20 protein-coding genes are annotated in these 20,312 nt (G+C 73.8%); 7 read left to right on the top strand and 13 right to left on the bottom strand.

The window, feature by feature from the left end; genetic code table 11:
- Positions 1–74: 74 nt before the first annotated feature.
- The 4 genes from ACIRQF_RS27290 to infC form a co-directional block, all read right to left on the bottom strand.
- The gene (locus tag ACIRQF_RS27290; protein WP_382482954.1) at positions 75–914 is read right to left on the bottom strand and encodes a TrmH family RNA methyltransferase; all 840 of its coding nucleotides are present in this window, start codon (positions 912–914) and stop codon (positions 75–77) included.
- 116 nt (positions 915–1,030) lie between these two features.
- On the bottom strand, positions 1,031–1,417 hold the full coding sequence (gene rplT, locus ACIRQF_RS27285) for a 50S ribosomal protein L20 (RefSeq protein WP_225799578.1): 387 nt from the start codon (positions 1,415–1,417) through the stop codon (positions 1,031–1,033).
- 106 nt (positions 1,418–1,523) lie between these two features.
- Entirely contained in the window at positions 1,524–1,718 is a 195-nt protein-coding gene (gene rpmI / locus ACIRQF_RS27280) for a 50S ribosomal protein L35 (protein WP_041128339.1), read from the bottom strand.
- 124 nt (positions 1,719–1,842) lie between these two features.
- On the bottom strand, positions 1,843–2,559 hold the full coding sequence (gene infC, locus ACIRQF_RS27275) for a translation initiation factor IF-3 (RefSeq protein WP_376637741.1): 717 nt from the start codon (positions 2,557–2,559) through the stop codon (positions 1,843–1,845).
- Between the two features lie 307 nt (positions 2,560–2,866).
- Between infC and ACIRQF_RS27270 the strand changes: the two genes are divergently transcribed.
- Positions 2,867–3,244 (top strand): DUF1844 domain-containing protein, encoded by a 378-nt coding sequence (locus ACIRQF_RS27270; RefSeq protein ID WP_376637740.1) that lies wholly within the window; start codon positions 2,867–2,869, stop codon positions 3,242–3,244.
- A 99-nt stretch (positions 3,245–3,343) separates the two neighbouring features.
- On the opposite strand, the gene ACIRQF_RS27265 is transcribed toward ACIRQF_RS27270, so the two are convergent.
- The 3 genes from ACIRQF_RS27265 to ACIRQF_RS27255 are packed head-to-tail and all read right to left on the bottom strand — an operon-like array spanning position 3,344 to position 6,528.
- Positions 3,344–4,078 carry an SseB family protein gene (locus tag ACIRQF_RS27265; RefSeq protein WP_376637739.1) on the bottom strand — a complete coding sequence of 245 codons (735 nt, stop codon included), beginning with the start codon at positions 4,076–4,078 and terminating at the stop codon, positions 3,344–3,346.
- A 24-nt stretch (positions 4,079–4,102) separates the two neighbouring features.
- The gene (mycP, locus tag ACIRQF_RS27260) at positions 4,103–5,266 is read right to left on the bottom strand and encodes a type VII secretion-associated serine protease mycosin (protein ID WP_404095791.1); all 1,164 of its coding nucleotides are present in this window, start codon (positions 5,264–5,266) and stop codon (positions 4,103–4,105) included.
- On the bottom strand, positions 5,263–6,528 hold the full coding sequence (locus ACIRQF_RS27255; protein ID WP_404095788.1) for a hypothetical protein: 1,266 nt from the start codon (positions 6,526–6,528) through the stop codon (positions 5,263–5,265). Before ACIRQF_RS27255 ends, mycP begins: the two co-directional genes overlap by 4 nt.
- 115 nt (positions 6,529–6,643) lie before the next feature.
- Here ACIRQF_RS27255 and ACIRQF_RS27250 point away from each other — a divergent pair, with 115 nt between their 5' ends.
- Positions 6,644–7,846 (top strand): amino acid deaminase/aldolase, encoded by a 1,203-nt coding sequence (locus ACIRQF_RS27250; RefSeq protein WP_404095785.1) that lies wholly within the window; start codon positions 6,644–6,646, stop codon positions 7,844–7,846.
- 103 nt (positions 7,847–7,949) lie between these two features.
- On the opposite strand, the gene ACIRQF_RS27245 is transcribed toward ACIRQF_RS27250, so the two are convergent.
- The 5 genes from ACIRQF_RS27245 to ACIRQF_RS27225 form a co-directional block, all read right to left on the bottom strand.
- Complete coding sequence (locus tag ACIRQF_RS27245) at positions 7,950–8,093, bottom strand: hypothetical protein (RefSeq protein WP_389758882.1); 144 nt, start codon at positions 8,091–8,093, stop codon at positions 7,950–7,952.
- Positions 8,094–8,107: 14 nt separating this feature from the next.
- A complete protein-coding gene (locus tag ACIRQF_RS27240) occupies positions 8,108–9,403 on the bottom strand; it encodes an HAD family hydrolase (RefSeq protein ID WP_389758884.1) in 1,296 nt (431 codons plus the stop codon).
- A gap of 102 nt (positions 9,404–9,505) precedes the next feature.
- The gene (locus ACIRQF_RS27235; RefSeq protein ID WP_389758887.1) at positions 9,506–10,291 is read right to left on the bottom strand and encodes a 3-oxoacyl-ACP reductase; all 786 of its coding nucleotides are present in this window, start codon (positions 10,289–10,291) and stop codon (positions 9,506–9,508) included.
- Between the two features lie 4 nt (positions 10,292–10,295).
- Positions 10,296–11,660 (bottom strand): aldehyde dehydrogenase family protein, encoded by a 1,365-nt coding sequence (locus ACIRQF_RS27230; protein ID WP_376637732.1) that lies wholly within the window; start codon positions 11,658–11,660, stop codon positions 10,296–10,298.
- Between the two features lie 8 nt (positions 11,661–11,668).
- Positions 11,669–13,033, bottom strand: a complete 1,365-nt coding sequence (locus ACIRQF_RS27225; protein WP_376637731.1) for a glutamine synthetase family protein — start codon at positions 13,031–13,033, stop codon at positions 11,669–11,671.
- A 78-nt stretch (positions 13,034–13,111) separates the two neighbouring features.
- Here ACIRQF_RS27225 and ACIRQF_RS27220 point away from each other — a divergent pair, with 78 nt between their 5' ends.
- The 3 genes from ACIRQF_RS27220 to ACIRQF_RS27210 all read left to right on the top strand — a co-directional run bounded on the left by ACIRQF_RS27220 (position 13,112) and on the right by ACIRQF_RS27210 (position 16,130).
- Positions 13,112–13,840 carry a FadR/GntR family transcriptional regulator gene (locus tag ACIRQF_RS27220; protein WP_376637730.1) on the top strand — a complete coding sequence of 243 codons (729 nt, stop codon included), beginning with the start codon at positions 13,112–13,114 and terminating at the stop codon, positions 13,838–13,840.
- A gap of 125 nt (positions 13,841–13,965) precedes the next feature.
- Positions 13,966–15,414: an ethanolamine permease gene (eat, locus tag ACIRQF_RS27215; RefSeq protein ID WP_376637729.1), complete on the top strand. Its 1,449-nt coding sequence runs from the start codon at positions 13,966–13,968 to the stop codon at positions 15,412–15,414.
- 32 nt (positions 15,415–15,446) lie between these two features.
- Positions 15,447–16,130 (top strand): gamma-glutamyl-gamma-aminobutyrate hydrolase family protein, encoded by a 684-nt coding sequence (locus ACIRQF_RS27210; protein ID WP_404095780.1) that lies wholly within the window; start codon positions 15,447–15,449, stop codon positions 16,128–16,130.
- On the opposite strand, the gene ACIRQF_RS27205 is transcribed toward ACIRQF_RS27210, so the two are convergent.
- Complete coding sequence (locus ACIRQF_RS27205) at positions 16,127–17,542, bottom strand: purine-cytosine permease family protein (RefSeq protein WP_404095778.1); 1,416 nt, start codon at positions 17,540–17,542, stop codon at positions 16,127–16,129. The two genes, ACIRQF_RS27210 and ACIRQF_RS27205, sit on opposite strands and share 4 nt — an antisense overlap.
- A gap of 74 nt (positions 17,543–17,616) precedes the next feature.
- Between ACIRQF_RS27205 and ACIRQF_RS27200 the strand changes: the two genes are divergently transcribed.
- Complete coding sequence (locus tag ACIRQF_RS27200; RefSeq protein WP_404095776.1) at positions 17,617–18,360, top strand: TetR/AcrR family transcriptional regulator; 744 nt, start codon at positions 17,617–17,619, stop codon at positions 18,358–18,360.
- 39 nt (positions 18,361–18,399) lie between these two features.
- Positions 18,400–20,019: an amidohydrolase gene (locus ACIRQF_RS27195; RefSeq protein ID WP_404095773.1), complete on the top strand. Its 1,620-nt coding sequence runs from the start codon at positions 18,400–18,402 to the stop codon at positions 20,017–20,019.
- Positions 20,020–20,312 lie beyond the last annotated feature (293 nt).

Below are 20,312 nucleotides of genomic sequence, written 5' to 3'. Positions count from 1 at the left end.
ATCCCACCCCTCCGTGTACCGCAGTGGGCCCCGAGTGCGTCACCCTACTAGGCGCGGGGGTCCCGGTGGAGTCCTCAGGCGGTGGTTCGGGGGCGTTGGGCGCGCGCGGAGGCGTACAGGCACACGGCGGCGGCCGTCGCGAGGTTGAGGCTCTCGGCCTTGCCGTGGATCGGGACGCGGACGACGGCGTCGGCGAGCGCCCGGGTCTCCTCGGGCAGCCCCCAGGCCTCGTTGCCGAAGACCCAGGCGGTGGGGCCGCCCATGGTGCCGGCGTCCAGCTCCGCGTCGAGGTCGTCGTCACCGGCGCCGTCGGCGGCGAGGATGCGCACGCCGGCGTCCTTGAGGCCCGCGACGGCCTGCTCGACCGGGACGCCGACGGCGACCGGGAGGTGGAAGAGAGAGCCGACGGACGCGCGGACGGACTTGGGGTTGTACAGGTCGACGGACGCGTCGGTGAGGATGACGGCGTCGGCTCCGGCCGCGTCGGCACAGCGCAGCACGGTGCCCGCGTTCCCGGGGTCGCGGACGTGGGCCAGGACGGCGACCAGCTTGGGCCGGGCGGCGATGATCTCCTCGAACGGCGAGTCGAGGAAGCGGCAGACGCCCACGAGGCCCTGCGGGGTGACGGTCTGGGAGACCTCGGCGAGGACGGCGTCGGAGGCGTGGTGGACGCGGGCGCCGGCCGCGCGGGCGGCGTCGACGATCGTGTCGTAGCGCTCGGCGGCCTCGACGGTCGTGAAGAGCTCGACGAGGGTGGGCTCGCCGGTGCTGCCGCGGTGGTGCACGGCCTCACGGACGGCCTGCGGGCCCTCGGCGATGAAGAGGCGGTCCTTGCCCCGGAAATTGCGCTTGGCCAGCCGCCGGGCGGCGACGACGCGCGGCGAACGCGGGGAGATCAGCTCGGGGGTGGACATGTGCCTGCGGCTCTCTGACTCGTGGACGGCAGCGGTGGGGCGATCGGGCGCTCAACGCGCCGGACCCGCAGGCGCGAGGCCTGCGGGTCCGGGCAGAAGTACTGCGGCCTGGAAGATCAGGCGGCGGCCTTCGGGGCGTTGACGTCGGCCGGGAGGGCCTTCTGCGCGACCTCGACCAGCGCGGCGAACGCGTTGGAGTCGTTGACGGCCAGCTCGGCGAGGATCTTGCGGTCCACCTCGATGTTGGCGGCCTTCAGACCCTGGATGAGGCGGTTGTACGTCATGCCGTTCAGACGGGCGGCAGCGTTGATGCGCTGGATCCACAGCTGACGGAAGTCGCCCTTGCGCTTCTTGCGGTCGTTGTAGTTGTAGACCAGCGAGTGGGTGACCTGCTCCTTGGCCTTGCGGTAGAGGCGCGAACGCTGACCGCGGTAGCCGGAAGCCTGCTCGAGGATCGCCCGGCGCTTCTTGTGGGCGTTGACTGCCCGCTTGACGCGTGCCACTTCTTAACTCCTTGTAGCGGGGTCGTGGTGGTCCTCACACGACCCGGAAAACGGATGGGTCCCGGACGGTGCCGGATGCCCTCGTCGCCGAGGGCGGGAGATCAGATCAGATGCCCAGCATCTTCTTGATCTTGGCGGAGTCACCCGGGGCCATCTCGGCGTTGCCGGTGAGGCGACGCGTCAGCTTGGACGACTTGTGCTCGAGCAGGTGGCGCTTGCCGGCGCGCTCGCGCAGGATCTTGCCGGAGCCGGTGACCTTGAAGCGCTTCTTGGCACCGGAGTGCGTCTTGTTCTTCGGCATAGCGCCGTTATCTCCTCGTCAGTGGCGCTCCCCCGGTGCGGGCACCGGACAACCGGGAGCGTCAGTTCTTCGTTTGGTGGTTCCGGGCGGAACCCTGGGGCTGTCCGGAGACAGCCCCGCGGGATCACGCCTCGGCGTTCTCGGCCGACGTGTCGGCCGAAGCCTGCTCGGCCGGGGCCTCCTCGGCGGCAGGCTCGTCGGCCTGGGCCACCTCGGACGAACCGCCCTGGCGCTCGGCCTTGCGCGCGGCCTGGGCCTCGCGAGCCTCGGCCATGGCCTCGGTCTTCTTCTTGTGAGGACCGAGAACCATGATCATGTTCCGGCCGTCCTGCTTCGGGTTCGACTCGATGAAGCCAAGCTCCTGCACGTCCTCGGCGAGGCGCTGCAGCAGTCGGTAACCGAGCTCCGGCCGGGACTGCTCACGACCACGGAACATGATCGTGATCTTGACCTTGTCACCCTGCTTGAGGAACCGGACGACGTGACCCTTCTTGGTGTCATAGTCGTGCGGGTCGATCTTCGGCCGGAGCTTCATCTCCTTGATGACCGTGTGCGCCTGGTTCTTGCGCGCCTCACGGGCCTTCATGGCCGACTCGTACTTGAACTTCCCGTAGTCCATGAGCTTGCACACGGGCGGACGGGCGTTCGCCGCGACCTCAACCAGATCGAGGTCGTACTCCTGCGCGAGCTCCAGGGCCTTGGCAAGGGGGACGATGCCCACCTGCTCGCCGCTGGGGCCGACAAGACGCACCTCGGGAACGCGAATCCGCTCGTTGATGCGGGGCTCGGCGCTGATGGATCCTCCTCGGTTGCACCACGCGACCGCCTGGCGGACGGACACGTCACGGTAAGACTTGAGACCAACCGAGCGGGAACAAGAAAAATGCCCCGACGGGACACAGGCGGGGCTCCATGGAAAACCGGAACACCGCCGCGGTCAACCGCGGGGCGCGCATCGGGCGGCTCCATCGTCCGTACGGAACGATGGGCGCCACCTGACCGGTGACCCGCCGCCCGTGAGGGCAGCCAGGTGGGAAGTCGGAGCCTCCACTTGTGGGCCGGGCACGCAGGTGTCCGGCCGGTCGTTACACAAGGTTAGCAGGACCCGCCGGTGAGCGCGAACCGTCGGTCCGCTTATCGTGTGAGGCATGAGCGAGACGCCCCAGCACGAGTCCACCGACACCCCCGACAACCCCGACTTCGAGGCCATGACCCGCGACATCGCCGAGGTCCCCGCGGTCGAGGTGATCGTGACGGTCGCCGTCAACCTGATGAGCGCCGCGGCGGTGAAGCTCGGGCTCACCGAGGAGGGCGACGAGCACAAGGACCTCGACGAGGCGCGCAAGCTGATCCACGCCCTCGCGGGCCTGCTCGACGCCGGCGCGACGGAGATCTCCTCCTTCCACGCGGCCCCGCTGCGCGACGGCCTGAAGTCCCTCCAGCTCGCCTTCCGCGAGGCCTCGTTCGTCCCGGACGAGCCGGGCCAGGGCCCGGGCGAGAAGTACACGGGGCCGGTCTACGGCTAGGGGCGACGCCCGCACCGGCCCGACAGCGCCTCCGGCCTGCCCGGGCCTGCGGTCGGCGGGGCGCGACCCCGTCAGAGCTTCCGACGGGACCGGAGCCCGTCAGTTCTTTACGTAGAAGGGCTCGCCGGGAGGCGTGGCCGAGGCCGGCAGGAGTGCCAGGTCGAGGCCGCGCACCAGGCGGGCCCTCAGTGTTTCGTCGGCGGCCAGGGCGCGGGCCACACGCTGGGCGGCCTCCGCCGGAGCGGCGTCGTCGGCGAGGACCAGGGCCAGGGTGCCGTCGGCGGTGCCCGGGCCCAGGTGGGCGCGCAGGACGGCCGGCTCGGCGGCCACGGCGGCGCGGACCGCGTCCCGTACCGCCGGGTCGTCCAGCGGGTCCAGGCTCGTGCGGCCCTCGGCGAGGGCGAGCAGCGCGGAGCCGGTCACCTGGTACGGCACCGGGCCCGCCAGGTCGAGCACCAGGGTGTCGGCCTTCTCGTGGGCGAGGGCCGCGAGCGCCTGGTGCAGCGGTACGGCGACGGGCCGGGCGGCCGGGTCCCACAGGGCGAGCGAGGCGATCGAGGTGAACGCGGGCAGCGCCCGCCGGTCCCCGGCGGTCAGCGTGGGCACCGCCATGTCGCTCGTCTTCTCCTGCTTGAGCCCGGTCACGGGGTCCACCTCGACCTCGCCGAGGACGGCGACGACCGGCACCAGCAGCCGGGCGTCGCGCAGGGCCGCGAGGACGGGACCGTGGGCGGTCCTGTCCTCCGCCCAGGCCGCCAGGGCCGCGGCGAGCCGCGGGTCGGCGGTGCCGTCGTCGTCGGAGAAACCGGGGTCGGGGATGTTCTTGAGCGCCACGCCCCGAGCCTAACCGCCGGGGGTTCAGCGGCTTCGGCTGCCCCGCCAGAGGGCGACCGCGGCGGCCAGGAAGAGGACGCCGACCCCGCCGGCGAGGGGGGCGAGCAGCCCGATGGGGTGGCTCTCCTCGGGCGCGGCCTGCGGGCCCGGGCCGAAGTAGCGCCCCCGGTAGCCGGCCACGGCGGCCTTCGGGTCGGCGGCCTTCCGCGCGCGGCCGGCCTCGATCGCGGCGGCCGGGTCGACCGTGCCGTAGCCCTTCTCGTCGCTGCGCCCGCCCTTGGGGCGGCTGCGCGCGGTCTCGACGAGGAGGCGCTTGATCTGGCCGGGGGTCAGGTCGGGGTGGGCGGAGCGGACCAGGGCGACGGCGCCGGAGACGAACGCGGCGGCGGCGCTGGTGCCCCAGCCCTCGTAGTAGCGCCGGTCCGGGTCGGCGATGACGATGTCGACGCCGGGCGCGCTGACCGTGGCGTACCAGCGGCTGGTGGAGAAGGAGGCGTGGGTGCCCCAGCGGTCGACGGCGGCGACGGCTATGACGCCGGGGTAGGCGGCGGGGAAGGAGATGTGGTCGCCCTTCTCGCCGCCGTTGCCGGCGGAGGCGACGACGGCGACGCCCTTGGAGAGGGCGTACTGGACGGCGGCGTCCTCACCGGCGTCGGGGTGGGCCGACTCGGAGTCGTCGCCGAGGGAGAGGTTGATGACGTCGGCGCCGTGGTCGGTGGCCCAGCGGATGCCCTCGGCGAGGGCGGTGCCGCGGGTCTTGCGGGCCTTGTCGCGCTGCTTGTCGGTGCCTTCGAGGATGACGCGCACCGGGAGGATGCGGACCTCGGGGGCGACGCCGAGGACGCCGTCCTGGGCGTCGGGCCCGTGGCCGTGACCGGCGATGATCCCGGCCATCGCGGTGCCGTGGCGGGCCCAGGCGCGGTCGCCGCGGGAAGCGCCGAAACCGACCAGGTCGGTACCCGGCAGGACGGATCCGGCGAGGTCGGGGTGGGTGGCGTCGACGCCGGTGTCGAGGACGGCGACGGTGACGCCCTCGCCGCGGGTGGTCTGCCACGCCTTGCCGGTGTGCAGGGCGTCGAGGCCCCACTGGCGGGCGCGGATGGTGTCGGCGTACGCGGGCGAGGTGGTCGCGGGCAGGACGGCGAAGGCGGCGGCGAGCAGGGCGGCGGCGGTACGGCGCGGGGTCACCGCTGGTCCTCCTCGGCGGTCACGGCGGCGGTACGGCGCAGGGTGCGCTCGACGGCGTCCGCCACGCCCTTCGCCTCGTGGCCGAGACCGGCCTGGGCGACGGCGGTGGTCCGCTTGGGCGTCATGGCGCGCTCCGCCGGCTCGGGCTCGGCGACGGCGCGGCCGTCGGCGAAGCCGGACACGGCGGTCACGACGACGGGCAGGTCGGTCAGGACGTGCCGCCACCAGCTGGCCCGCTGCGGGGCGCCGAAGCCGGCCGCGACCGTGCCCGGTGCCGCCAGGGCGGGAGGCGCCTCGTCGGCGGCGCGGGAGCCGAGGGTGCGCATGGTGGCCGGGTCGGCCTGGGTGAAGACGAGGGCGACGGTGACGACGTGCGAGGACGTCGCGTCGGTGTAGGTGGCGCGCAGCACGCGGTCGCAGCCGATGGTGCCGAGTGTCGTGTTCAGTGCCTTGGGGAGAGTGGTGACGGTGCAGGGCGCGTCGGGCGCGACGACGATCCGCGTCCAGGTGCGGGCGGAGCCGCCGGGGCCGGCGGACGCGCCGGTGAGGGTGCGCGGGAAGAGGGTGTCGACGGGCGCGTTGTGCCAGAGCGCGCGGGCCGGGGTGTAGCCGGCCGGCTCGGCGGGCTCCCCGGCACCGCTGCCGGCGAGCACCGCCCCGGTGAGCGCCCCGCCGACCAGCCCGAGCGCGAGCACGGCGCAGGCCACGGCGCCCGCGAGGCGCGCGGTGCTGCGCTCCCGGACGGGCCGCAGCCGGGTGGTGGTCTCGAAGGGCGTCTCGGCGGCGAGGGCCCAGGCGTCGTAGGCGTGACCGGGGGCGGCGTGCGCACCGGCGTGGGCCCCGGCATGCGCGCCGTGGGGCATGGCGTGCGCGGCGGTGCGGGGGCCCGGAGCGGGCCGGTGGGCGGGTGCGGGCCCGGCGGCCGGGGCGGGACGGCCGGCCCGTACCGGCCCGGCTGCGGGGGCCGGGCGGTCGTCGCGTACGGGGCGGAGCCGGGTGGTGGTCTCGACGGGCGCTTCTGTGCGGGGCGGGGGCTGCTCGGGCGGCAGCGGCTGCGCGCCGGAGCGCACGGGCGCGGTCGTGGCGGGACGCTCCGGGGGCAGCAGGGCCTCGGTGATGCGGGAGGCGGGCCGTTCGGGGGCCCGGGGCGCCGGCGCCGTGGGCGGGGCCGCGGCCACCGGTGTCGCGGGGGGTGCGGGGCGCTCCTTCGGGAGGAGGGCCTCCGTGATGCGGGACGTGGGGCGCTGCGGCTCGGTGGTCATCCCCGTCCCCCTGGTCGATCCGCGAAAGCAATGGCCGCCACTCTACGGGCTGTTCCCCCTGGTGCGGGAACCCAGGGGCTACCCACGCGTAAACCCGTCTGGCAAGCTCGGGCGCATGACTCCCCGTGCCGCCGACCGTGCCCGGTACGACCGGGCCACCGCCCATCTCGACGCCCCGGTCGCCGTCGTCGACCTGGAGGCCTTCGACGCGAACGCCGACGACCTGGTCCGGAGGGCCGGCGGCAAGCCGGTCCGGGTCGCGAGCAAGTCGGTGCGCTGCCGGGCGCTGCTGGAGCGGGTGCTCGCGCGGGACGGATTCGCGGGAGTGATGTCCTTCACGCTCGCGGAGTCGCTGTGGCTGGCCCGCGCCGGGTTCGAGGACGTCCTGCTCGCCTACCCGTCCGCCGACCGGGCCGGGTACGGCAAGCTCGCGGGCGACGCGAAGCTGGCCGGCGCCGTGACGGTGATGGTCGACGACGTGGCGCAGCTCGATCTGATCGAGGCCTCGCGGGCGGGCGGCACGGAGGAGGTGCGGGTCTGCCTGGAGCTGGACACCTCGCTGCACCTGCTCGGCGGCAGGGTAAGGATCGGGGCCCTGCGCTCGCCGCTGCGCGAGCCCGCCGAGCTGGCCGAGCTGGCCCGCTCGGTGGCGCGCCGCCCCGGCTTCCGGCTGGTGGGGATCATGGCGTACGAGGGGCACGTGGCCGGTGTCGGCGACGCGGTCGCGGGGCGGCCGCTGCGTTCGCGGGCGATCCGGCTGATGCAGTCCGCGGCCCGCAAGGAGCTGGCGGCGCGCCGGGCGGCGGTCGTCCGGGCGGTGCGTGCGGTGGCGCCGGACCTGGAGTTCGTGAACGGCGGCGGCACGGGCAGCGTGCAGCACACGGCGGCCGAGGACGCGGTGACGGAGATCGCGGCGGGCTCGGGGCTCTTCGTACCGCGGCTCTTCGACAACTACACGTCCTTCTCCGGGCGTCCGGCGGCACTGTTCGCCCAGCCGGTGGTGCGCCGCCCGGGTGTGGGCGTGGTGACGGTGCTCGGCGGCGGCTACCCGGCCTCGGGCGCCGCGGGGCCGGACCGGCTGCCCGTCCCCTACCTGCCGGAGGGGCTGCGGTACGACCCGCAGGAGGGGCCGGGCGAGGTGCAGACCCCGCTGCTCGGCTCCCCCGCCGACGACCTGCGCATCGGTGACAAGGTCTGGTTCCGCCACGCGAAGGCGGGCGAGCTGTGCGAGCGCTTCGACACGCTGCACCTGGTGGAGGGCGACCGCGTGACGGCCGCGGTCCCGACGTACCGGGGCGAGGGACGGACCTTCCTCTAGACGCCTGAACGCCCCTGCGCGCCCCCGGGGCCGGCCGTCCCGGAGGCGGGTGGCCCGGAGGCGGGTGGCCCGGCCGCTTCCCGGGCCCGGGGCGAAGGCGTACTCAGCGCGCGAAGGTCTCGCTCGCGCCGTGCACGACGACGCCGAGCAGGACGGCCGCGGCCGTGACGTCGACGACGAGGGCGGCGCCCGTCAGGCGGGGACGGACCGGCCGTCCGTCACCCGGGGACGGACGGGTCGCCGTCACCGGGGACGGACGGGTCAGAAGACGGTGTCCTGCTGGTCCGGCACCACGCTGCCGTCGGCGCGGCGGACCGGTTGCGCCGTGCCGTCGGCGGCGGTGTAGCCCGTGGTGGCGCAGGGGTACGGGACGGTGCGGGGCTTCTTCGGGTCGAGGAACATGGGGTTGACGATCCAGCGGCCGTCGGCGTTGTCGTAGGCGCGGCACATGAGTTCGTTCTTGTTGCGGTTGAGGACGAGGCGCAGGCCGGTGGCGTCGCGGAGGAAGGTGACGTCCGTGTCGGAGTCGCCGGCGGCGAGGAGCTGGCGGCGGGCGGCGGGCTGGACGCGTTCGGCGGCCGGGCCGTGGACGCCGAGGATCTCCTGGTTGATCCAGCAGCGCTTGCCGTCGATGTAGGTGATCATCCGGTCCTCGCCGTCGCGGACGCCGCCGCAGCCCTTGAGGTGCCCGGTGAGGCGCCCGTGCTCGGTGGTGTTGCGGATGCCGATGGTGTGGGAGGGGTCGATGCCGACGCCCCGCGCCCAGACGTCCACGACGGGCTCCGGGGACGCGGAGACGACCCAGACGTCGAAGCCGGCGCGCTGGAGGGTGCGGATCAGGTCGCGCTGCTGGTCGTAGTGGCGGACCCAGCCGGTGACCTGCCGGCTGCCGACCTGCTGGGTGGCTCCCTGGGGCGCGGCCAGGTTCTCGGCGCGGGCCGCGGCGGCGAAGGAGCGGACCTCGCTCGCGGTCCAGCCGCGCAGGAGCTGGGCGAGCCAGGCGTACTGGGGTTCCATGCGGCGGTGGTCGTAGCCGGCGAACGCGGTCCTGCCGCCGGTCGTGGCGCCCGTGCCGTACACGGCGAGCAGCTCGTCGGCGCAGCGGGTGGCGGTGGCGGTGGGGGCCGCGGTGGGCAGGGTGCGGGCGCCGGTGGGGCAGGCGGCGCCGAGCGCGTCCGCGGCCTCGGGCGTGAGGTAGCGGCTGGTGGTGCGCCACTCGCCGTGGTGCGGGGGCCGGATGCGGTCGTGGCGGAGCAGCCAGAAGAAGGTGGCGTCGCCGACGTCGTTCTTGATGACGGTGTTGTCCCAGTCGAAGACGGCCAGTGGCTTCACGCCCTTGTGGCCGTGGCGGGCGTCGTGGGCCCGCGTCGCGCACTGGCCGGCGATCAGCGCGTCGAGGCGCGCCTTGTTGTCGCCGTACCAGCCCTCCGAGACGGTGAGGGTCGGGCAGTCCGGGGGTCCCGCGGGCCGCGCGGCGGCGCTCGCGGTGGGGAGCAGGCCGGTCGCGGCGAGGGCCAGCGAGGCCGCGACGGCGGCGGTGCGGAGCGGGCTGTTCATGAGCGCTCTCCTGTCCGTACGCGCGACAGCCGGGCGCCTTGCGACGCCCGGCTGCGCGGGTGGGGGTGTGGGGGTGGGGAGGTGTGGCGGCGGTGGCGAGGTCTAGAGGGGGGTCACGTACGCGCCGGAGATGCCGCCGTCGACGAGGAAGTCGGTGGCGTTGACGAACGAGGAGTCGTCGCTGGCGAGGAAGGCCACCGCGGCGGCGATCTCCTCGGCCTCGGCGAACCGGCCGACGGGGATGTGCACCAGACGGCGCGCGGCGCGCTCGGGGTCCTTGGCGAACAGCTCCTGGAGGAGCGGGGTGTTGACCGGACCGGGGCAGATCGCGTTGACGCGGATGCCCTCGCGGGCGAACTGCACGCCGAGCTCGCGGGACATGGCGAGGACGCCGCCCTTGGACGCGGTGTACGAGATCTGGCTGGTGGCCGCGCCCATGATGGCGACGAAGGAGGCCGTGTTGATGATCGAGCCCCGGCCCTGGCGCCGCATGTACGGCAGGGCGGCCTTGCAGCACAGGTAGACGGAGGTCAGGTTGACGTCCTGGACGCGCTTCCAGGCCTCCAGGCCGGTCTCCAGGATGGAGTCGTCGTCCGGGGGCGAGATGCCGGCGTTGTTGAAGGCGATGTCGACGGAGCCGTAGGTGTCGAAGGCGACCTTGAAGAGGTTCTCGACCTCCTCCGGGTCCGTGACGTCGACCTTCACGAAGGTGCCGCCGACCTCCTCGGCGGCCGCCTTGCCGGCCCGCTCGTCGATGTCGCCGCACACCACGTGGGCGCCCTCGGAGGCGAGGCGGCGGGCGGTGGCGAGGCCGATGCCGCTGCCGGCGCCGGTGATGACGGCGGTACGGCCGACGAGCCGGCGGCAGATGGTCTCTTGGGTGCTCATGCGGTCAGGCCTCCGTGCTGATGAAGACGTTCTTGGTTTCGGTGAAGGCGGTCAGGGCGTCGGGGCCCAGCTCCCGGCCGAGGCCGGACTGGCCGTAGCCGCCGAACGGGGTCCAGTAGCGGACGCTGGAGTGGGAGTTGACGGAGAGGTTGCCGGCCCGGACGGCACGGGAGGCGCGCAGCGCGCGGCCGACGTCACGGGTCCACAGGGAGCCGGACAGGCCGTACGGGGTGGCGTTGGCGAGTCGGATCGCGTCGGCCTCGTCGTCGAAGGGCAGGACGACGGCGACGGGGCCGAAGATCTCCTCGACGGCGCAGGGAGCGTCCTCGGGGACACCGGTGAGGAGGGTCGGGGGGTACCAGAAGCCGGGGCCCTCGGGGGCCTTGCCGCGGACGGCGGTGAGGTCCTCGGTGACGTAGGAGCGGACGCGGTCGAGCTGGGCGCGGGAGATGAGGGGACCCATCTGGGTGCGCTCGTCGAGGGGGTCGCCGACGACGATCTCCTCGATCGCCGGGGTGAGGAGCTCCAGGAAGCGGTCGTACACGTCGCGCTGCACCAGGATGCGGGTGCGGGCGCAGCAGTCCTGGCCGCTGTTGTCGAGGAAGGACATCGGCGCCGCGGCGGCCGCGGCCTCGAGGTCCGCGTCGGCGAAGACGATGTTGGGGCTCTTGCCGCCGAGTTCGAGGGTCACCCGCTTCACCTGGTCGGCTGCCTTGGCCATGATCTGCTTGCCGACGCGGGTGGAGCCGGTGAAGACGACCTTGGCGACGCCGGGGTGTTCGACGAGCGCGTTGCCGGCGACCGGCCCCTCGCCGGGGAGGACCTGGAACAGGCCCTCGGGGAGACCTGCCTCCAGGGCGAGCTCGGCGAGCCGCAGGGCGGTGAGCGGGGTGGTCTCGGCGGGCTTGAGGACGACGGCGTTGCCGGCGGCGAGCGCCGGGGCGGTGGCCCATGCGGCGATCGGCATGGGGAAGTTCCAGGGCGCGATGACGCCGACCACGCCGAGGGGTTCCAGGATGGTGATGTCGAGGCCGCCGGCGACGGGGATCTGGCGCCCGTTGAGGCGCTCGGCACCGCCGGCCGCGTAGTCGAGCAGGTCGCGGACGTTCCCGGCCTCCCAGCGGGCGTTGCCGATGGTGTGGCCGGCCTCGCGGACCTCCAGGAGGGCCAGTTCCTCGACGTGGGCGTCGACGACGGCGGCGAAGCGGCGCAGGACCCGGGCCCGGTCGGCGGGCGCGGCCGCGGCCCAGGCGCGCTGGGCGGCGCCGGCCCGGACGACCGCGGCGTCGACGTCGGCCGCGGTGGCGGCGGGGACGGTGGCGACGACCTCCTCGGTCGCCGGGTTCAGGACGTGCAGTTCGTGCGGCAAGTCGTTCCTCACATGCGTTCGAAGGAGCGGCGCAGTTCCCAGTCGGTGACGGCGGCGTCGTAGGCGTCGAGCTCGACGCGGGCCATGTTGCGGTAGTGGGCGACGACCTCGGGGCCGAAGGCGGCCTTGGCGATCTCGCTGTTCTCCCAGAGCTCGGCGGCCTCGCGCAGGGTGGTGGGGACGTGCTCGTACTCGGCGGTGTAGGCGTTCCCGGTGCAGGCGGGCGGGAGCTCGAGGCCCTGCTCGATGCCGTGGAGGCCGGCGGCGACGAGTCCGGCGACGGCGAGGTACGGGTTCACGTCGCCGCCGGGCAGCCGGTTCTCGAAGCGGGTGGAGCGCCCGTGGCCGACGACCCGCAGCGCGCAGGTCCGGTTGTCGTGGCCCCAGGCGACGGCCGTGGGGGCGAAGGAACCGGGCTGGAAACGCTTGTAGGAGTTGATGTTGGGGGCGTAGAGAAGGGAGAAGTCCCTCATCGCGGCGAGCTGTCCGGCGAGGAAGTGCCGCATGACGTCCGACATGCCGTCGGCCCCGTCACCGGCCATCACGTTGCGGCCGTCGGCGTCCTGGAGCGAGAGGTGGATGTGACAGGAGTTCCCCTCGCGCTCGTTGTACTTCGCCATGAAGGTGAGGGAGCAGCCCTCCTGGGAGGCGATCTCCTTGGCGCCCGTCTTGTAGACGGCGTGCTGGTCGCAGGTGACGAGGGCCTCGTCGTACTTGAAGGCGATCTCGTGCTGGCCGGGGTTGCACTCGCCCTTGGCGGACTCGACGGTGAGGCCGGCGCCGGCCATCTCGTTGCGGATGCGGCGGAGCAGCGGCTCGATCCGGCCGGTGCCGAGCACCGAGTAGTCGATGTTGTACTGGTTGGCCGGGGTCAGCCCCCGGTAGTTGGCGTCCCATGCCTGCTCGTAGGTGTCCTTGAAGACGATGAACTCCAGCTCCGTGCCGACGTGGGCGGTGAAGCCGTGGGCGGCGAGCCGGTCGAGCTGGCGGCGCAGGATCTGGCGGGGGGCGGCCACGACGGGGGTGCGGTCGCTCCAGGCGAGGTCGGCCATCACCATGGCCGTGGCCTCGTTCCAGGGGAGGCGGCGCAGGGTGGAGAGGTCGGGATGCATGGCGAAGTCGCCGTAGCCACGGTCCCAGGACGACATCTCGTAGCCGTCGACGGTGTTCATCTCGGTGTCGACGGCCAGAAGATAGTTGCAGCCCTCGGTGCCGTGGTCGAGCACGTCGTCCAGGAAGAACGGGGCGGCGAACCGCTTGCCCTGGAGCCGGCCCTGCATGTCGGGGAAGGCCAGGACGACGGTGTCGATCTCGCCGCTCGCGACGAGCGCACGGAGCTCGTCGACGGTGAGCGGGGGTTTGCGGTCTGCCACGGGATTACTCCTCCTTCGGCCTGCCGGGAGCCATAAGGTATTGCTCAGGACCATTGCTTGGGAAGGGGAAACGTCGAGGTGTCCAGTACGAGTGAATCGCCGGACCGGCTGACGCCCGTGCTGCGGCCGGTGCGCGCGGGCAACGGTTTCGAGGAGGCCCTGGAGCAGATCCTGCAGGTCGTACGGCTGGGGCTCGTGCCCGGCGGGGAGCGCCTGCCGGCCGAGCGGGAGCTGGCCGACCGGATGGGGATCAGCCGGGTCACGCTGCGCGAGGTCCTGAAGGTGCTGCAGGAGCAGGGCCTGGTGGAGAGCCGGCGCGGGCGGTACGGCGGAACGTTCGTCCTGCAGCGCCCGCAGACCGCCGACGAGGCGGAGCTGCGGCGCCGGATCGCCGCCGTCGACGTGGAGGACACTCTGCGGTTCCGCGAGGTCCTGGAGGTCGGCGCGGCCGGGCTGTGCGCGGCGCACGGCCTGGACGAGGACGGCGCGGAGCGGCTGCGGGCGGCACTCGCGGCGACGCACGACGCGCCGCTGGGCGACTACCGGCGTCAGGACACGCTGCTGCACCTCACGCTGGCCGAGCTGTCCGGTTCGCCGACGCTGACCGCGCAGTACGCGGCGGTCCGGGCCACCGTCAACGACCTGCTGGACTGCATCCCGCTGCTGGTGCGCAACCTGGAGCACTCGCAGCACCAGCACACCGCCCTGGTGGAGGCGGTGCTGGACGGGGACGCGGACGCGGCGCGCGAGGTGATGCGGGAGCACTGCGCGGGGACGGCGGCGCTGCTGCGCGGCTTCCTGACCTGACGCCACCCGCCGGCGGGCCCCGGGCGTAACCCGAAAGTAACGCAGGGGACTTGCGCTCCCCGCTTGCCCGACGCAAAGGTATGGCACCAATCCATTGGGCCCGTTGCGGGGAGCTGAGCGCAGTCATGACGCTGGAAGACACCTCAGGCACCACAGGAAACACGGTCGCCGCCGACGACTATCTGGAACGGCGCACCCTGCGCCGGGGCAGCGCCGGCTGGCTGCTGCTGACCGGGCTCGGCGTCGCGTACGTCGTCTCCGGCGACTTCTCCGGCTGGAACATCGGCCTGTCCAAGGGCGGCTTCGGCGGCCTGGCCATCGCGACGGTCCTCATGGGCGCGATGTACGCGTGCCTGGTCTTCTCGCTGGCCGAGCTGTCCGCGATCCTGCCCACGGCGGGCGGCGGCTACGGCTTCGCCCGGCGCGCGCTCGGCACCTGGGGCGGCTTCCTGACCGGCACCGCGATCCTGATCGAGTACGTCCTGGCGCCCGCCGCCATCTCCATCTTCATCGGCGACTACGTCGAGTCGCTCGGGCTCTTCGGCCTGGAGTCGGGCTGGCCGGTCTACCTGGTCTGCTTCGCGCTCTTCATCGGCATCCACCTGTGGGGCGTGGGCGAGGCGCTGCGCTTCAGCCTGATCGTCACCGCGGTCGCGGTGGCGGCCCTGCTGGTCTTCGCGCTCGGCGCCGTCAGCGACTTCCACGTGAACGGCCTGGACGACATCCCGGTCGACACGAACGCGCTCGGCTCCAACTCGTGGCTGCCGTTCGGCCTGCTCGGCATCTGGGCGGCGTTCCCCTTCGGCATGTGGTTCTTCCTGGGCGTCGAGGGCGTGCCGCTCGCGGCCGAGGAGGCGAAGGACCCGGTGCGCTCGATGCCGCGGGCGCTCGCGCTGTCCATGGGCATCCTGGTGCTGCTCGCGGTGGTGACCTTCTTCGCGGCGACCGGCGCGCGCGGCTCGGCGGCCATCCAGGAGGCCGGCAACCCCCTGGTGGTCGCGCTGCAGGGCGACGGGGAGCCGACCGCGCTCAGCCGCTTCGTGAACTACGCGGGCCTCGCGGGTCTGGTGGCCTCCTTCTTCTCGCTGATCTACGCGGGCTCGCGGCAGCTCTTCGCGCTGTCCCGGGCCGGCTACCTGCCGCGCTTCCTCTCCCTCACCAGCCGCCGCAAGTCGCCGTACCTGGGCCTGCTGATCCCCGGCGCGCTCGGCTTCGCGCTCGCCGCCGGGACCGGCAACGGCGCCCGGATGCTGAACATCGCGGTGTTCGGCGCCACGATCTCGTACGCGCTGATGGCGCTCTCCCACATCGTCCTGCGCCGCCGCGAGCCGGGCCTCGCCCGGCCGTACCGCACCCCCGGCGGTGTGGTGACCTCCTCGATCGCCTTCGTCCTCGCCCTCTCGGCCCTCGTGGCGACCTTCCTGGTGGACAAGGACGCGGCGTTGATCGCACTCGGGGTGTACGTGATCGCCCTGGCCTACTTCGCGTTCTACAGTCGCCACCACCTGGTGGCGAAGGCGCCCGAGGAGGAGTTCGCGGCGCTGGCCGCGGCCGAGGCGGAACTCGAACGCTGACCGACCCCCCGATCCCGACCCCGGAGGACCCCGTGCCCAAGCCGCTCATCGGCGTGACGACCTATCTGGACCAGGCCCGCTGGGGGGTGTGGGACCTGCCCGCGGCGCTGCTCCCGGCCGCGTACCCGCGCCTGGTCCGGGAGAGCGGCGGGCTGGCGGTCATGCTGCCGCCGGACGACCCGTCCGCGGCGGCGGAGACCGTCGCCCGGCTGGACGGCCTGGTGGTCGCGGGGGGCGCGGACGTCGAGCCGGTACGGTACGGGGCCGAGCCCGACCCCCGTACCGGCCCGCCGGCCCGGGCCCGGGACAGCTGGGAACTGGCCCTGGTCGAGGCCGCCCTCGACACCGGTACCCCGCTCCTCGGCATCTGCCGCGGCATGCAACTGCTGAACGTGGCCCTCGGCGGCACCCTCGTCCAGCACCTCGACGGCCATACGGAAGCGGTCGGCGTCATGGGCCGCCACCCGGTCACCCCGATCCCCGGCACCCGCTACGCCGCCCTCGCCCCGGAACGCACCGAGGTCCCCACCTACCACCACCAGTGCGTCGAGGTCCTCGGCAAGAACCTCATCGCCTCGGCCCACGCGGACGACGGCACCGTCGAGGCGATCGAACTCCCCTCCCCCACCTGGGCCCTCGGCGTCCAGTGGCACCCGGAGATGGGCGAGGACCTGAGGGTGATGCGGGGACTGGTCGAGGCGTCGGGAGCGCGCTAGCGGGGGATCCGGCCGCGCGTCAGGAGGGCGTACGCGAGGCCCGAGACGCCCATGCCGAGGGGGAGGGCGAGGTCCAGCCCGCCCAGGGCGTGGGCGACGGGGCCGGTGTAGGCGGTGTCGACGCACAGGGCGGCCAGGCCGGCGCCGCCGAGGACGGCGGCGGCACCGGCCGGGTTGACGCCCGCGGTGTACCAGAAGGGACCGGTCCGGGTCTCGTCCATGAGGGCGCGGCCGTCGTAGGCGTTGCGGCGCAGCAGGATGTCGACGGCGTACACGGTCATGGCCGGGCCGAGCAGGACGACGGTGAGCTGGAGGACGTTGCTCACGGTGTCCAGGAAGTTGGAGACCAGAAGCGCGTACAGGGTCAGCGCGACCGCGACCGTGCCGTCGACGAGGACGCTGCGCGAGCGGCGGATCCGGACGCCCACGGCCTGGAGGGCGAGGCCCGCGCTGTACGCGGTCATCGCGTTGATCGCGATCGTCCCGAGGACGAGGGCGAGCAGGAAGACGGGCGTGAACCAGCCCGGCAGCAGCGACTCCAGGGCGGCCTGCGGATCGGTCATGTCGACGACCGTGGCCGCGAGCGCGCCGAGCGAGCACACCACGACGCTCGGCAGGAAGCCGCCCAGGGCGGTCCACCCGGCGACCGCCTTCGGTGAGGCCGTCGCGGGAAGGTAGCGCGAGAAGTCGGCGCTGGTCGTGTACGAGAGGGGGCCGGCCGCGATGAGAGTGACACCCCCGATCAGGGTCGCCCACAGCTCGGTGCCGGTGAGCGGTCCGTCCGGGGCGTAACCGAAGTCCGCGTGCAGCAGGACCGCGTACCCGACCACCCCGAAGACCGCGGTGAGCGCGATGGTGATCGGCAGGTAGAGCCGGACGATCAGGGCGTGTCCGTACACGCCGATGGTGAGCGTGACCCCGGCGATGAGGAGGACGACGACGATCTTCACTCCGGTGGAGGCGGTCGGCCCGGCCTTCTCCACCAGGGCGAAGGCGGCGCCGGCCGCCGCCGCCAGATTGAGCGCGAAGTAGCAGACCGAGATCGCCCACCCGGTCACCGCGTTGTTCACCCGGTTCCCGCGCACGCCGTACATCGCCCGCGTGATCACCTCGCTCGGCGCCCCCGCCGCGGGCCCGGAGACCGCGAGCACGCCCGTGAGCAGCCAGAACAGGTTCCCGACGACGATCACCGCGATCGCCTGGGCGAGCCCGAGGCCCATCAGCACCAGCGCGCCGCCGACGACGAGGCTGAGGTAGTTGACGTTGGCGGCGGCCCAGATCGAGAAGAGCTCGCGCGGGTGGCCGTGGCGCTCCTCGTCGGGGATGTGGTCGATGCCGTGCGACTCGATCCGTGTGGGCCGATCGGTGGCGGGGTGCCCGGACGTGCTCGGGGCAGGGGTGCTGGAAGCCATACGGCGACCCTCCGGAAGAGCGTGACGTGCCTCACTGGTTGCTTATTGGTCGCACACTCAATAGCATCACCCGTATGTCGTCAAGCGTCCAGCGCAAACGTGTTCGCAAGTCCCCCGAGGCCCGGCGCGCGGAGATCGTCGACGCGGCCGCGGCGGTCGCCCTGACCGAGGGCCTCGAGTGCGTGACCCTCCGGCGGATCGCCGAGGAGCTCGACGTACGCCCGGGGCTGATCAGCCACTACTTCCCCTCCGCGGAGACCCTGGTCGCCGAGGCCTTCGGCACGGCCGCCACCGGTGAGCTCGACGCCCTGCTCCCCGCCGACCGCCCCGACGGGACAACCCCCACCCAGTACCTCGCGCGCTATTTCGCGCTCTCCTCCGGCGACGCGTACGACGACATCAGCCGCCTCTGGATCAACGCCCGCCACCTCAGCCGCTACCGCCCCGTCCTGCGCGACCGGGTCGAGGAGCAGGAGCTCGCCAACGACGCTCGGCTCGAAGGCGTCATCCGCGACGGCATCGCCCGCGGGGAGTTCCGGACCGCGGACCCTCACGTCACGGCGATCCAGATCCTCGTCGTCCTCGACGGCCTCGGTGCCCACGCCAACGCCGACCGCAGCAACCGCCCCGAGCCGGTGCTGCGGATGGCCGTGACCCTCGCGGAACGCGAACTCGGTCTGCCGCCGGGCACGCTCGAACGCGAGGCGAAGGCGCTGCCCGAGGTACTCCCCGCCGCACCGTCCGGGAGCCCGGCGCCCCGGGCGGCCGACTCCCCCGCCCGCTCCGCGGACTCCCCGTCGGAGCCCACCGGGCCCTGAGCCTCTTCCTCCCTCCCCGTAATCCTTCCTGGAGCTCGTGTGCGTACCCGTCTCGTCCTCTCCTCCGCCCGGCTGCTCGACCCCGGCACCGGCTCCTTCCTGCGGGAGACCGCGCTCGCCGTGTCCGAGAGCGGGCGGATCGCCGCGCTCGGCGACGACCGGGAGATCCGCGCGCTCGCGGGCGCCGGGACCGAGGTGATCGACCTCGAGGGCGCCGTGGTGACCCCGGGACTCGTCGACGGGCACCTCCACCCCGTCACCGGCGCCGAACTGACCCACGGCCTCGACCTCTCCCGCTGCGCCGACCTCGCGGACGTCCGCGCGGCGCTCGCCGGTGCCGTCCGCGAACTCGGGCGCGGCGACTGGCTGTTCGGCTGGGGCCTCGACCCCAACGTGTTCGGCGACGAGCCGGTGGACATCGCCCCCTTCGACGCGGTCCTCACCGGCGTCCCGGCCTTCCTGCTGCTCTTCGACGCCCACTCGGCACTGGCCAGCCGCCGGGCCCTCGAACTCGCCGGCGTGGACGGCCCGCGTACCTTTGCCCAGGCCTCGGCGGAGGTCGTCTGCGACGCGCACGGGCGTCCCACCGGCCTGCTCCAGGAGGACGCCGCCTGCGAACTCGTCGAGCGCGTCGCCCCCCGGCCCACCCGCGCCGAGAGCCGTGACCGCCTCGCCTCCGCGCTGCGCTCCATGGCCGCGGCCGGCCTCACCGGCGGCCACGTCATGGACGCCAACGGCGAGAGCCTGGGCCTGCTCGCCGAACTCGACGCCGCCGGCGAACTCCCCCTCCGGCTGCGGGTCGCGCCCTGGTGCCAGCCGGGCGCGGACGCCGACGTCGTGCACGAGCTGATCGCCCAGCAGGGCCGGGGCGGCGCCCTGTGGCGCGTCGACGGCGTGAAACTCTTCATGGACGGGACCATCGACAACGGCACGGCCTGGCTGGAACGGCCCGACTGCCACGGCGAGTCCACCCACGCCTTCTGGCCCGACCCGGCCGCCTACACCCACGTCGTCGGCGAGCTGCACCGGGCCGGGGTGCCCACCGCCACGCACGCGATCGGCGACGCGGCCGTACGGCACGCCCTGGACGCGATCGAGAAGGCGGGCCGCGGGGTCCGCCACCGGATCGAGCACATCGAGACGGTCCCGGACGACACCCTGCACCGCTTCGCGGAGCTCGGCGTCATCGCCTCCATGCAGCCCACGCACTGCTGCGACTTCACCCGCGCCGACCACACCGACAACTGGTCCCGCCGCCTCGGCGAGGAGCGCGCCTCGCGGGCCTGGCGCTGCCGCGACCTCTGGGACTCCGGCGCCACCGTCGTCCTGGGCTCCGACTGGCCGATCGCCCCGTTCCCGCCCCTCGGCGTCATGGCGGGCGCCCGCCACCGCCGCCCCACCCGCGACCTGACCCAGCCGCCGCACGGCCCCGAGCAGGCCCTGACGCCGCTGGAGGCGCTGCGCGGCATGACGGTCAACGCGGCCTACGCGGCGGCCGAGGAACACGAGGCGGGCCGCCTCGCGCTCGGGCACCGCGCGGACCTCACGGTCCTGGCGGACGACCCGCTGACGACCTCCGCGACGGACCTCCCGTACCTGCCGGTGGTCCTGACGACGGTCGACGGCCGGGTGACGTTCCGCGGTACGGAAACGGGCTGACGGCAGGCCCCGCCCCCGGGACGACCGACGACGGCGGGGAGATGCGGGTCCGGACGGCCGAAGGGCTGCCGGGCCCGGACGGCCGACGACGGCGGACGACGGCGGGGAAGGGCCCGGGGCGGGACAGCCGACGACGGCGGGGAAGGGGCCCGGGGCGGGACAGCCCACGACGGCGGGGAAGGGGCTCGGGGCGGGACAGCCGACAACGGTGGGGAGGGGTGCGGGGCCGGAGCGGGGGTGGGGGGGGGCCGGCGGGGGGGGGGCCGGACCCCGCCCACCCCCCGGGAGCCCCC

Source organism: Streptomyces sp. NPDC101191, from assembly GCF_044767915.1.
Lineage (GTDB): Bacteria > Actinomycetota > Actinomycetes > Streptomycetales > Streptomycetaceae > Streptomyces.
Note: the sequence above shows the minus strand (reverse complement) of the source record. Positions and strands in the feature narration are given on the sequence as shown.